Genomic DNA, 14,104 nt, shown 5'->3' on the forward strand with positions numbered 1-14,104 from the left:
GGCGGCCATGGTGGCGGCCCTCGACGACGACGCCCACGAACTGGCACAGCGGCAACGCTATGAGCGCCGCCGCGCGGCCCTGCTGCCCGCCCTGCGCTCGGCCGGCTTCACCGTCGACCATTCCGAAGCCGGCCTGTACCTGTGGGCCACCCGCGGCGAGCCATGCCACGACAGCGTCGCCTGGCTGGCGCAGCGCGGCATCCTGGTGGCCCCGGGTGATTTCTACGGCCCGCGCGGTGCGCGGCACGTTCGGGTGGCGCTGACCGCCGCCGACGAGCGGATCGCCGCCGCCGTGCAACGACTCGCTTAGCGGGCGATCCGGCCCGGCCTTTCCGCACCGCCCGGGCCCCAAGAGAGCGGCGAGCGTGCACAATGCATCTTCAGGCGTTCCACGTTCTCAACCTCGGGTAAGGACGGTGCTCGTGACCAGTTCGACCGGCAAGCTGCGCATCCCGCTGTCGCTGGGGGACATCGCCAAGCGGGTGTTCCTGGGCAAGCCGCTGATCACCGAGGACATCGCATCCGAGAAGTTGTCGAATCAGGTTGCGCTGGGGGCTCTTTCGCCCGACGCGGTGTCCTCGGTGGCGTACGGCCCCGAGCAGATCCTGATCGAGCTGTTACCGCATGCGGGGCTGGCCGCCTTCCTGCTGTTGCTGCCCATCACCGGCGTGATCCTGCTGATCCTGGTGCTGGTGGCCGCCTCGTATCGGCAGGTGGTCATGGCCTACACCCGGGCGGGCGGCTCGTATATCGTCGCGCGCGACAATTTCGGACCGCGGGTCGCGCAGATCGCCGCCGCGGCGCTGCTGATCGACTACGTGGTCACGGTCGCCGTGCAGTCGGCCGCGGGGACCGTCGCGGTGGTCTCGGCGATTCCCGCGCTGGGCCCCTACAGCCTCGAACTCACCGTCGCCGTGGTGCTTCTCATCTGCTACGCCAACCTGCGCGGCCTCAAGGAGGCGGGATTGCCGTTCGCGGTGGCGACGTATTCCTTCGTCGTCATGGTCGCCCTGACCATCGTGGTCGGCGTCGTGCGCGCGGTCATCGGAAACCTGCCCATCTACGACCCCACGCATATGGCCGGGACCGTCCCGGTGCACCAGGGCAACGGGCTGGTGCTGGGCGCCACGATCTTGGTGCTGCTGCGTGCGTTCGCCAACGGTGGTTCGTCGCTGACCGGGGTCGAGGCGATCTCCAATACGGTCGAGTACTTCCGAAAGCCCCAGGGGCGCAACGCGCGCCGAGTGCTGACCGCGATGGCCGCCATCCTCGGCCTGCTGCTGGCCGGCGTCGCCTACCTGGCGCACGTCACCCACGCGACGCCGTACCTGACCGAGTACCCGTCGGTCCTGTCGCAGATCGGGCGGGCCGTCTTCGGCAACGGCGTTGTCGGCGACGTCTTCTATGTCCTGGTCCAAGCGGCAACGGCTGCCATCTTGTTCACCGGCGCCAACACCAGCTTCAACGGCTTTCCGGCGCTGGCCAGTTTCGTCGCAGACGACCGCTTCCTGCCCAGGCAGCTCACGAAACGTGGTCACCGCCTGGTGTTTTCGAACGGGATCATCACGCTGACGGCGCTGTCGGTCGCGTTGCTGGTGGCCACCGGCGGGTCGGTGAATGCCCTGGTGCCGTTCTATGCGATCGGGGTGTTCACCGGCTTCTCGATGGCCGGCTACGGCATGACCAAACACCATCTGACGCATCGGGAACCGGGCTGGCGCCGCCGGCTGGCGATCAACCTGTCCGCGGCGGTGCTGTCGACGATCGTGGTGGGCATCTTCGCGGTGGCGAAATTCACCGAGGGCGCCTGGCTGGTGGTCATCGTGTTCCCGCTGCTGGTGTTCATGCTGACCCGGCTCAACCGCGAATACCGGGCCGAGGCCGCCATTCTCGAGATGTTCCGCACCGATCGCCCGGAGCTGGTGAAGTACGCGCGGCACCGGGTGTTCGTGTTCGTCGACTCGGTCGATCTGGCGGTGATCGAGGCGCTGCGCTACGGCAGGGGGTTGCGGGCCGACGAACTGATCGCGGTGCATTTCATGGTCGACCCGGCCCACGCGGCGCTGCTGCGAAAGCGTTGGGACCATTTCGAACTCGACACCCCGCTGCGCATCGTGGACTGCCCGGACCGTCGGATCAGCCGCGCCGCGCAGCTGCTGGTCGCCAAGGCGCGTGACGAGAACGCGCGCACCAATGTGACGGTGCTGCTGCCGCGGCGAACCTTCGCCCGGCTACTGGGCCGCGTGCTGCACGACCGCACCGCCGACAAGATCGCGCGAGCGGTCAGCCTGATTCCCGACGCCGCGGCGACGATCGTGCCCTACGACGTCGAATCGCGGATCAGGGAGGCCTACCCCGACACCTTGGAGCAGCGGATCGGGCAGGGGATCGACAAGCTCGAGGCGTGGGTGTCCCAGGACGAAGACCGCAAGGTCGACGCCTACGAACACCCGCAGCGACCGCGATCGGTGGTCATGGTGGCCGGCCTGATCTCGGGGCAACGCGCCAGCGTCGAAGGCCGGGTCAGCGAGGTCGAAGACGTCACCACCCGAGGCCGCACCCACCGACAGATCGTCATCGGGGACAGCACCGGCGAAATGACCGTCACCTTCCGCCCGGGCCACGGCGGCGCCGACATCCAGCCCGGTCAGGTGCTGCGGATCACCGGGAAGGCCCGCCAGACCGGCACCCGGGCCATCTCGATGGTCGATCCGGCCTATCAGGTCATCGAGAACCCCGCGAACGACACCGAGTCCGAAGAGTCCGAAGAGACCAGCGCCACGTAACGACCCGCGAAATCGTGAATTGCCTTGTGCGTGAGTCGGTTTCGATGATCCCGCCCGCCGGCTCTCGACGACGGGTGGCGGCCGGATGTCGCGGCGCCCCGGTGGGCCGGGATGGGCGCAATTACGCAGTCGCGGCGCGGCTTTCGCGGCCCCTCGGCCGTCGCGGTCCGTTTTCGCAAGGCCGACCCGAAATTGTTTACTCCCGCTAAGCTGACCTGGTCCGAAGCTAAACTGACATCTGCATAATAGGCGCCTCAGAGATCGGGCAAGGATAGGGGACTCGCACTTTGCGTGCCGTGAACGCCACACCGGTCGCCGTCATCGGGATGGCCTGCCGGCTTCCCGGCGGGATCGACTCCCCGCACCGCCTCTGGCAGGCGTTGCTGCGCGGTGACGACTTCGTCGGTGAGATTCCCGCCGACCGGTGGGACGCCGACCTGTTCTACGATCCCGAACCCGGCGTGCCCGGCCGATCGGTGACCCGGTGGGGGGCGTTCCTGGACGACGTCGGCGGCTTCGACTGCGACTTCTTCGGGATGACCGAGCGTGAGGCCATCGCTATCGACCCGCAGCACCGCCTGCTGCTCGAGACGTCGTGGGATGCCGTCGAGCATGCCGGCCTGGACCCCGCGTCGCTTTCCCAATCGCAGACCGGGGTGTTCGTCGGCCTGACCCACGGTGACTACGAGCTGCTGTCCGCCGACTGCGGCGCGGCCGAAGGGCCGTACGGATTCACCGGCACGTCCAACAGCTTCGCGTCGGGGCGAGTCGCGTACGCCCTCGGGCTGCACGGCCCGGCGGTCACCGTGGACACGGCGTGCTCGTCGGGGCTGATGGCCGTGCACCAGGCGTGCGGCAGCCTGGGCAGCGGCGAATCCGACCTCACCCTGGCCGGGGGCGTGGTGGTGACGCTGGAACCGCGCAAGTCCGTCACCGGTTCGCTGCAGGGCATGCTGTCCCCGACCGGCCGCTGCCACGCCTTCGATGTGCACGCCGACGGCTTCGTGTCGGGCGAGGGCTGCGTCATGCTGTTGCTCAAGCGGCTCGACGACGCCCAGCGCGACGGCGATCGCATCCTGGCCGTGCTGCGCGGCACCGCGGCCAATCAGGACGGTCGCACCGTGAACATTGCGGCGCCCTCGCCAACGGCTCAGGTCGCCGTCTACCGCAAAGCCCTGCAGCTCGCAGGCGTCGACGCGGCCACGGTCGGCCTCGTCGAGGCGCACGGCACCGGCACTCCCGTCGGCGACCCGATCGAATACACCAGCCTGGCCGCCGTGTACGGCGTCGGCGGTGCCTGCGCCCTGGGATCGGTGAAGACGAACTTCGGCCACCTGCAGTCGGCCTCGGGGCCACTGGGCTTGATCAAGGCGATCCTCGCGCTGCAGCACGCCGTGGTACCGCGGAATCTGCACTTCACCCGGCTGCCCGACGAGATGGCCCGGATCGAGACCAATCTGTTTGTGCCGCAGAGCAATACGCCATGGCCCGGCAAGGGTCACCCGCGCCGTGCCGCGGTGTCGTCCTACGGGATGTCGGGCACCAACGTGCACGCCATAGTGGAACAGGCACCGGAACAGGCGCCGGCCCAGGCGGCGGACGAACCGCGAGGGCCGCTGCTGTTTCCCCTGTCGGCCACCTCCGCCGAGCAACTGCGCGTGACGGCAGCCCGCCTGGCGGCCTGGCTCGACGAGCACGGCGCTGCCGACGGCGAATGTGGCTCGTTTCTCAGGGATCTGGGTTACACGCTGTCGCGGCGGCGCGCGCACCGCCCGGTGCGTACCGTGCTCTCGGCCGGCACCGTCGACGAGTTGGGCGCCCAGCTGCGCGCGGTCGCCGAGAGCGGCATCCCGTACCCGCCCGCGGTGGGGCAAGGCGACCGCGGACCGGTGTGGGTCTTCTCCGGCCAGGGTTCGCAGTGGCCGAAGATGGGCGCCGAACTGCTGGCCAACGAGCCGGTCTTCGCCGCGACGATCGCCGCCATCGAACCGTTGATCGCTGCGGAGTCGGGCTTTTCGGTCACCGCGGCCATGTCGGCACCGGAGACGCTGACCGACATCGAGCGGGTGCAGCCAACGCTCTTCGCGATGCAGGTCGGGCTCGCCGAGACGATGAAGTCCTACGGCGTGCGTCCCGGCGCCGTCATCGGGCATTCGCTCGGCGAATCCGCGGCCGCCGTCGTCGCCGGCGGGTTGTCGGTGGCCGACGGTGTGCGCGTGATCTGCCGTCGCTCGAAGCTGATGGCGCGGATCGCGGGCAGCGGCGCGATGGCATCGGTGGAGCTGCCGGGCCAACAAGTGTTGTCGGAACTGTCGATTCGCGGCATCTCCGACGTCGTGCTGTCCGTGGTCGCGTCGCCTACGTCGACCGTAGTCGGCGGCGACGCCCCGACCATCCGCGATCTGGTCGCGGCCTGGCAAGAGCAGGACGTGCTGGCGCGCGAGGTGGCGGTGGACGTCGCCTCGCATTCGCCGCAGGTGGACCCGATCCTCGACGAGCTGGTCGCGGCCCTCGCCGGCCTGCAACCGATGACGCCCGAGGTGCCCTACTATTCGGCGACGCTGTGGGACCCGCGCGAGCGGCCCTCGTTCACAGCTGACTACTGGGCCGAAAACCTGCGCTACACCGTGCGATTCGCGGCCGCTGTGCAGGCCGCCCTCAAGGACGGCTTCCGCGTCTTCGGTGAGCTGGCGCCGCACCCACTGCTGACGCACGCCGTCGAGCAGAACGCCGGCAGCCTGGACATGCCCATCACCGCCCTGGCGGCCATGCGCCGCGACCAGCAACTGCCAGTCGGCTTGCGCGGCTTCGTCGCCGACGTGCACAGCGCGGGCGCGGTGGTCGACTTCTCCGTCCGATACCCGACGGGCCGCTTGGTGGATGCCCCCCTGCCGACGTGGACGCATCGCCGGTTGATGCTGAGCCGCGAGGCCAATGAGCACGCACGCGGCGCCCCGGTCCAGGCCGTACACCCCCTGCTCGGTGCGCACGTGCACCTACGGGAGGAACCCGAGCGTCACGTCTGGCAGGGGGAGGTGGGCACCGACGCCCACCCGTGGCTGAGCGATCACCAAATCCATGGTGTCGCAGCGTTTCCCGGCGCGGGCTATTGCGAGATGGCGCTCGCGGCCGCTCGCGCGGCGCTCGGCGAACGCGCCGAGGTCCGCGACGTCAAGTTCGAACAGACACTGCTGCTGGCCGGCCAGACGCCGGCCTCCTCGGCCGCCACACTGGCCGCCCCAGGTGTTCTCGACTTCACCGTGGACACCCACGAGGACGGTGAACGCACCCGCCGGGCCAGCGCGGTGCTGCGCGCCCTACCCGGCGACGACGCGGATTCACTCGGGCCTGCGCAGCCGCCCGCGCACGACCTGGCAACGCTGATCGCCGCCCACCCATCCCGCCTGGACGGCGCGGAACTGCGAAAGGCGTTCGACGCCGTGGGAATTCAATACGGGCCGGCGTTTTCGGGGCTGGCCGCGGTGCTGGTCGCCGACGGGGGCATCACCACGATGCTGGCCGAAGTCGCGCTGCCGGGCGCGATCCGCTCGCAGCAGCCGGCCTACGCCGCACACCCGGCGTTGCTCGACGCGTGCTTCCAGGCGGTCGTCGTATCGCCCGAGGTGCAACAGGCCGGCGCCGGCGGTCTGCTGTTGCCGGTCGGGGTGCGCAGACTGCGCAACTATCACTCGACGCGCAACGCGCAGTACTGCCTGGCCCGGGTCACGTCCTCGCGCCCGGGCGAGTGCGAGGCCGACCTCGACGTGTTGGACCAGTCCGGAACGGTGCTGTTGAGCGTCGAGGGGCTGCGGCTGGTCGGCGGCGCCTCCGAACACGAACACGCCCGGCGACTGCTCAACGAGCGGCTGTTGACCATCGACTGGGAACCCAAGGAACTGCCCGACGCGACGCAGACCGAACCGGGCCGCTGGGTGCTGCTCGGCGCGTCAGACGGGCCCGACCCGTTCGCGACGCGGCTGGCAGAAGTCTTGAATACCGATGGCGGGCAATGCGTCTCGGTGTGTGATCCCGTCGGGTCCGCGGACACCACACGGCTGCGGGCGCTGTTGTCCGGCGGCGGGCAGCCCGCCTCCAACGGCCACGGGCCGCTGAAGGGGCTCACCGGCGTCGTCGTGGTGGCATCGGATGGCGCCGCGGGCGATCCGCAGGCGGGGCGGCGCGGCCGGGACTACGTGTCGCACCTCGCGGCCGTCGCCCGTGAGCTCTCGGAGCTGCCCGGGGAGTCGCCGCGGCTGTATCTGGTGACCCGAAACGCGGCCACCGTGACCGCCGGTGATGTGGCGAACCTGGAGCAGGCCGGGCTGCGCGGGCTGATGCGGGTGATCGACTCCGAGCACCCGCATCTGAGCGCCACCCAGATCGATGTGGACGACGCGACCGACCCCGAACGGGTTGCGCTGCAGCTGAACAGCGGCTCGGCGGAAGACGAGACCGCCTGGCGTGGCGGCCAGTGGTACGCCGCGCGGCTGCGGCCCGGCCCACTTCGCCCGGCCGAGCGGCGCACCACCGTCGTCGATCACGAGCGGGACGGCATGCGCCTGCAGATCCGCACTCCCGGTGACCTCGAATCGCTGGAGTTCACCGCGTTCGACCGGGTGCCGCCCGGGCCGGGGGAGATCGAGGTGGCGGTGACCTCGTCGACCGTCAACTTCGCGGATGTCCTTGTCGCCTTTGGGCGCTATCCCACGCTCGAGGGCTACCAGCAGCGGTTAGGCGGTGACTTCGCCGGCGTGGTGACCGCCGTCGGACCGGACGTCACCGAGCATCAGGTCGGCGACCGTGTCGGCGGCATGTCGCGCAACGGGTGCTGGGGTACCTTCGTCATCGCCGACGCCCGGCACGCGGTCACACTGCCGCCCGAGGTGCCGCTCGAAGACGCCGCCGCGGTGCCCACCGCGGCCGCGACCGCATGGTACGGCCTGCATGACTTGGCCCGCATCTTGCCGACCGACAAGGTGCTCATCCACTCCGGCACCGGCGGCGTCGGCCAGGCGGCCATCGCGATCGCCCGGGCCGTGGGCTGTCAGATCTTCGCGACCGCGGGCAGCCCGCAGCGCCGGAAACTGTTGCGGGACATGGGTATCGAATACGTCTACGACTCACGCAGCACGGAATTCGCCGACCAGATCCGCACGGACACGCAGGGATACGGCGTCGACGTGGTGCTCAACTCGCTGCCCGGCGCCGCGCAACGCGCGGGAATCGAACTGCTGGCCGTGGGTGGGCGCTTCATCGAGCTCGGCAAGCGTGACATCTACGGCGATACCCACTTGGGGCTGTTCCCGTTTCGTCGCAATCTGTCGTTGTTCGCGGTCGACCTCGCGCTGCTGACTTTCAGTCACCCGCAGACGGTTCGGCGTTTGTTGAGCACCGTGTACCAGCGCACCGCCGCCGGCGAACTGCCGATGCCGAGCACCACGCACTATCCGATTCGCGACGCCGCCGCCGCGGTGCGCCTGGTCGCCGCCGCCGGGCACACCGGCAAGGTGGTGCTGGACGTGTCGCGGGCGGGAAGCAGTGTGGCCGTCGTGCCGCCGGACACGGTGCGGCCGTTCCGGTCCGACGGCGCCTACATCATCACCGGCGGCATCGGCGGGCTGGGCTTGTTCCTGGCCGGCCAGATGGCCGCGCGCGACGCGGGTTGCGGGCGAATCGTGCTGAACTCGCGTTCGCAACCCGACGAGCGGGCGCGTGAAGCGATCGAGCGTCTGCGCGCCGCGGGGGCCGACATCGCGGTGGAGTGCGGTGACGTCGCCGAGCCGGAGACGGCCGAGCGGCTGGTGGCGTGTGCCACGGCCACCGGACTGCCGGTTCGGGGGGTGCTGCACGCGGCGGCGGTGGTCGAGGACGCCACTTTGGCGAATGTCACCGACGAGCTCATCGATCGGTGTTGGGCGCCAAAGGCTTACGGCGCGTGGAACCTCCATCAAGCCCTGCGGGAGGAAGACACCGGGCGGGCACTGGACTGGTTCTGCGCGTTTTCGTCGGCCGCCGCGCTGGTGGGCTCGCCGGGGCAGGGCGCCTACGCCGCGGCCAACAGCTGGCTGGACGCATTCGCCTACTGGCGCCGGGCCCGCGGTCTGCCGGCCACCTCGATCGCGTGGGGGGCGTGGTCGGAGGTGGGCCGCGCGACGGCGCTGGCCCGGGACGCCGGCATCGCGATCGCACCGGCCGAGGGGTTCCGCGCCTTCGAAACGCTGCTGCGTCACGACCGCCCGTACTCGGGCTACGCGCCGATCATGGGGACGCCCTGGCTGGCCTCCTTCGCCCAACGCAGCCGCTTCGCCGAGGCGTTCGGCTCGTCGGCCCACGGCAAACCGGACGCCGGCAAGTTTCTCGCGGAGTTGCGGGCGCTGCCGCGCGAGGAGTGGCCGTCGGCCATTCGGCGGTTGGTGTCCGGCCAGATCAGCCTGCTGCTGCGGCGCACCATCGATCCGGACCGGCCGCTCTCCGACTACGGTCTGGACTCGCTGGGCAACTTGGAGCTGCGGACCCGCATCGAAACCGAAACGGGTGTGCGCATCAGCCCGACGAAGATCACCACCGTCCGCGATCTGGCCGAGCACTTGTGCGACGAGCTGGCCGATCTGGAAGCCGCGCCCTCAGCGCCCTGAGCCGCCCACGCGTCGCGGGCGAGGCGGGTAAATAAAATTCCGCCGGTCTTTACCCTTCCGCCGCGCCCCATCGGGCCGCCGCGATCGTCGGCCGGGCCGGTCGAACGGGCGCGATGCGGTGGTGCTTGCCGGATCGCCGCAGCACAGCGACAAACTCTCCTAAGTTGACCATCTTTACTTGTGGACTGGTTCTGATCCGGATTGATTGATAAACAATATGGTGACGGTGTGTGGCCAGGATCGATGCGGCGGGCGAGAATCCGTGCGCACGCGTCCATGCGCGGGGCGAAACGTTGTGAACAGGAGCTGGGAATGGCCAACAACATCACGTGGCACGAGCATCAGATAAGCCGCGCCGAGCGCGAGAGCCTCAATGGGCACAAAGGCTGCGTCATCTGGTTCACCGGGCTCAGCGGCAGCGGCAAGAGCACCGTGGCCAACGTCGTCGAGCAGAAGCTCTACGAGCGGGGCATCCGCAGCTTCCTGCTGGACGGCGACAACGTCCGCTATGGGCTCAACGCCGGACCGGAACTGCTCGAAGAGCGGCACGGAACGGAGTTCGCGAAGCGGTTCGGCCTCGGTTTTTCCGCCCAGGACCGTGAGGAGAACATCCGCCGCATCGGCGCGGTTGCGAAGCTGTTCTGCGAGTCCGGCGTGATCGCGTTGACGGCCTTCATCAGCCCCTACGTGCGCGATCGCGACGCCATCCGGGCCACCCTGAACGACGGCGATTTCCAGGAGATCTTCATCGACACCCCGATCGAGATTTGCGAGCAGCGCGATCCCAAAGGCCTCTACAAGAAAGCCCGGGCCGGCGAGATCAAGGGGTTCACCGGGATCGACGACCCCTACGAGGCTCCGGCGCAGCCCGAGCTGCGCCTCGAAGGCGGCAACAAGGACGCGGACACGCTGGCCGACGAAGTGATCGCCCATCTCGAGCGGGTAGGCGTCATCTCGGGAGCGGTCGGGAACGCTTAGCGGACGGGTTCGGCGACGACGGCGTCGGGAGCCGTCCACCGCACGGACGACCGCTGATTACGCGAAACGAGGTCACTTATATGAGCTACCAAGGTCATAACGGCAAGCCGATCGTGGAACGAGTGTCCACCGAGAATGCGGCGAGCCGGATCGACGGGTTGCCGCGCGTCCCGATCTCGAAGGCCACCGCGCACGAGGTGATCAGCCTGTCCTACGGCTTCTTCACCCCGCTCACGGGGTTCATGGGCCGGCGCGAAGTGGACGGCACGCTGGACGACTTCCAGCTGCCCGACGGCACGCTGTGGAGCATCCCGATCGTGTTCGATCTGTCCGCAGAAGACGTCGAGAAGTTCGGGGTGAAGGAGGGCGAAAGCGTCGTCCTCGAATATCTCGACGCCCCGATGGCGCTGTTCGAGGTCTCCGAGATCTACCAGTACGACTTGCAGCGGATGGCCGAAAAGACTTATGGCACTACCGATTCCCGGCATCCGGGCGTGAAGAAGACATTGGCCTATGCGGATCGTTTCATCGGCGGCGACATCACGCTCATCAACGAGCCGGTGTTCAACGAGCCCTTCAAGAGCTTCTGGCTCACGCCGCGGCAGCACAAGGACGCGCTGGCGAAAAAGGACTGGAAGCGCGCCGTCGCCCATCAGACCCGAAACGTTCCGCACACCGGCCACGAGGCGTTGATGAAGCAGGCGTGGCTGGCGGCCAATGAGGACCAGCCCGTCGACAGCCTGAACACGGGCGTGCTGGTCAACGCCATCATCGGCCAGAAGCGGGTCGGGGATTACATCGACGAGGCGATCCTGTTGGCGCAGAACGAGTTGCGGACCAGCGGATATTTCCGCGAGGAGGTCCACCTGGTGTCGTTCACGCTGTGGGACATGCGCTACGCGGGGCCGCGGGAGGCCATCTTTCACGCGATCCTGCGGACGAACCTGGGCTGCACGCATCACATGTTCGGGCGCGATCATGCGGGCGTGGGCGATTTTTACCACCCCTACGATTCCCAGAACATCCTCAAGCAATATCGCAGCGAGCTGGGGATCAAACCGGTGTTCCTGCGGGAGAACTGGTACTGCCCGGTGTGCCAGGAGGTCACCAATTCGGCCCTGTGCGGTCATGATGATCAGTCACAGAGCTTCAGCGGCAGCCTGATTCGAAGCATCCTGACCGACGAGGTCAAGCCGACCCAGAAGGTGATGCGGCACGAGGTGTTCGAAATCGTGATGGACAGCGCCGCCAAGTATGGCCAGGGTTCGCCGTTCGTGACCGAGGAGTACCTCAAGGACAGACTGCCGGTCTTCACGCTGAACCAATTGGAGAACTCATGAGCACCGCCGAGAAGAAGATCAAGGTCAACGTCTGGATCAACGAGGAACGGTTGGAGGCGCTGGCGAATGCCGGAATGGCGGACCGGGCCATCGAGGCGTTCGCCGGCATGAAGCTGCTCGAGATCTACACCACCGAAGAGCAGAAAGATGTTCTCCTGCAGCGTTTCCCGGGGGCGAAGTACGACTCGGCCACCACTCGCTCGATCGAGCTGCTGCCGAAGCAGGTCAAGGACAGGCTGCTCGAGCTGTCCATCAAGTTGCACTCCAACGGCCCCGATGTGGTGGGTCACTTCCTCGAGGAAGCCCAGACGGCCAACAGCCAGTAGGGCTAGGCGTCCAACCGGGCGAACCGTTGGCGACGGTACTGCTCGACACATGCCGCGCGCCGGATCTTGCCGCTCGTGGTGGTGGGAATCGATCCCGGTTCCACCAGCACCAGATCGGCGACGTTGAGCCCATGTGACTTCGAGATCGCCGCGGTGACGTCGTTCTTGACGACGTCGAGCCGGTGGCGCGCGTCCTCGTCGGATTCGCCGCGCTTGCTGAATTCGATGATGGTGACCAGCTTTTCGGTCTCGTCGACCGGGACCGCGATCGCCGCGACCCGGCCGCCGGTGATCCGTTGCACCGTCGACTCGATGTCCTCGGGGTAGTGGTTGCGGCCGTAGACGATCAGCAGGTCTTTCATCCGGCCCACGATGAACAGTTGGTCGTCGCAGATGAAGCCGAGGTCGCCGGTGCGCAGCCACGGGCCCTCGGGGATGCCGGGCGGCGGGTCGGCCAGGACGCCGGCGAAGGTGCGCCGGGTTTCCTGCGGCTTGCGCCAGTAGCCGTCGGCGACATTGCCGCCGTTGACCCAGATTTCGCCGACCGTTCCGGCCGCGCATCCGGTGCGGGTGTCGGGGTCGACGATCCGCACCGACGGCGACGCCGGCGTGCCGTAGCTGAGCAGCGGTGTCCCGGTTTCCGCCGAGCACGGCTGCGCGCTGCCCTCCGACAGCCGCTCCGGTTCGAAGTGGACGACGCGCGGGCCGCCGGCCCGGGCCCGGCTGGCCACATAGACGGTCGCTTCGGCCAGGCCGTAGGACGGCTGCATCATTTCTTCGCGAAAGTTGTACGGGGCGAACCGTTTGCAGAACCGGTCGAGCGTGGCGGGATGGATCCGCTCGGCGCCGCTGACGATGCTGATGACGTTGCCCAGGTCGATTCCGGCCAGGTCCGCCTCGGTGGTCTTGCGGACCGCGAGCTCGAAGGCGAAGTTCGGGGCGGCCGAAAAGACCGGATTGGGTTGGGACATCGCGTGAATCCAGCGCGCCGGGCGTTGCAGGAACGCGACCGGGCTCGTCACGTCGCCCAGGTAGCCGCCCAGGATGGGTGCGATGACGCCCTGCATCAAGCCCATGTCGTGGTAGAACGGCAGCCAGGACACGCACACGGTGTCGCGCGGGGCCACGCCGTTGAAGTCGGGGAAGTACGCGGCCATCAGTTGCGCGAAATTCGCCGCAAGATTGCGGTGCGACACCATCACCCCGGCCGGAACGCGCGTGGAGCCCGACGTGTATTGCAGGTATGCGATGTGCGGGTCGCCGCTGATCCGGATGCCCGTCGACGGCGACAAGTCCGAACCCAGCGCATCGACGGCGATGACCGTCGGGGCGGGGTCGGCGGTGGCCGAGTCCGTGCGGTGCAGACACTCGTCGACGGCCGCGGCGGCCGCGGCCGTGGTGAGGACGACGGTGGGCGTGGTGTCGGCCAGGACGGTGGCGACGCGCTCGTCGTGTGAGCCCGGCTGCGGCACCGAGAGCGGGACCGCGATGAGCCCGGCCTGTATCGCGCCCAGGAACGCGACGATGTAGGACAGGCCCTGGGGGGCCAGGATGACGGCGCGGTCCCCGGTGCCGGCGTGCCGCCTCACCTCGTGCGCCACGGTCAGGGTCCGCCGATACAGCTGTGCCCACGTCAGGGTCTCGGTGACGCCCGCCCAGTCCTGCTCGTAATCGGTGTACCGGAACGCCAAGTCGTCGGGTTGCAGGCCGGCGCGCTCCCGTAGCAGGCCGACAACGGACGAACTTTGCATGCGGGCTAGGTTACCGCCTCGGGCTTTTCGCGCCGGCCGATCGCACGGGGCGGTGCTGTCGGTCCGGGCCGCAGCGCTCGGTGCGAGCCAAAAGGCCGGTGTTCCTTAGGGTTTCGATGCTGTGGGATCGGGGCCCCAGGTACCCGGCAGCAACGGCATGCGCGGCCTGTCGTCGAGCTCGTCGACGGGGACCGCGCTCACTCCGGCCGGTCCGGTGGCGGCCCTGGTGGTGATGGTTCCGGCGAACCCCATCGCCGGCGCGGGCCGGTCGGAGGCCGTCGACGGCTC

7 protein-coding genes and 1 pseudogene are annotated in these 14,104 nt (G+C 68.6%); 6 read left to right on the top strand and 2 right to left on the bottom strand.

Annotated features, from left to right (window positions below; genetic code table 11):
* The 6 genes from A5622_RS04355 to A5622_RS04380 form a co-directional block, all read left to right on the top strand.
* The coding region (locus A5622_RS04355; RefSeq protein ID WP_156752835.1) for an aminotransferase class I/II-fold pyridoxal phosphate-dependent enzyme at positions 1–310 on the top strand (310 nt) is incomplete at its 5' end.
* A 112-nt stretch (positions 311–422) separates the two neighbouring features.
* Positions 423–2,786: an APC family permease gene (locus A5622_RS04360; RefSeq protein ID WP_066876935.1), complete on the top strand. Its 2,364-nt coding sequence runs from the start codon at positions 423–425 to the stop codon at positions 2,784–2,786.
* Between the two features lie 287 nt (positions 2,787–3,073).
* Positions 3,074–9,421, top strand: coding sequence for a type I polyketide synthase (gene pks2 / locus A5622_RS04365; RefSeq protein ID WP_066876937.1), 6,348 nt, complete (start codon positions 3,074–3,076; stop codon positions 9,419–9,421).
* A gap of 312 nt (positions 9,422–9,733) precedes the next feature.
* Positions 9,734–10,399 carry an adenylyl-sulfate kinase gene (gene cysC / locus A5622_RS04370; RefSeq protein ID WP_066876941.1) on the top strand — a complete coding sequence of 222 codons (666 nt, stop codon included), beginning with the start codon at positions 9,734–9,736 and terminating at the stop codon, positions 10,397–10,399.
* An 80-nt stretch (positions 10,400–10,479) separates the two neighbouring features.
* On the top strand, positions 10,480–11,739 hold the full coding sequence (gene sat / locus A5622_RS04375; RefSeq protein ID WP_066864552.1) for a sulfate adenylyltransferase: 1,260 nt from the start codon (positions 10,480–10,482) through the stop codon (positions 11,737–11,739).
* Positions 11,736–12,065: a hypothetical protein gene (locus A5622_RS04380; RefSeq protein WP_066876939.1), complete on the top strand. Its 330-nt coding sequence runs from the start codon at positions 11,736–11,738 to the stop codon at positions 12,063–12,065. The genes sat and A5622_RS04380 overlap by 4 nt, the downstream gene beginning before the upstream one ends.
* A gap of 2 nt (positions 12,066–12,067) precedes the next feature.
* Here the strand turns inward: A5622_RS04380 and fadD21 are convergent, their stop codons facing one another.
* Both fadD21 and A5622_RS29995 read right to left on the bottom strand, forming a co-directional pair.
* A complete protein-coding gene (gene fadD21 / locus A5622_RS04385; protein ID WP_066876940.1) occupies positions 12,068–13,816 on the bottom strand; it encodes a fatty-acid--AMP ligase FAAL21/FadD21 in 1,749 nt (582 codons plus the stop codon).
* 105 nt (positions 13,817–13,921) lie between these two features.
* A pseudogene (locus tag A5622_RS29995) lies at positions 13,922–14,104 on the bottom strand (hypothetical protein); the annotation flags it as partial.

It is taken from the genome of Mycobacterium sp. 1245801.1, assembly GCF_001673055.1.
GTDB lineage: Bacteria > Actinomycetota > Actinomycetes > Mycobacteriales > Mycobacteriaceae > Mycobacterium > Mycobacterium europaeum_A.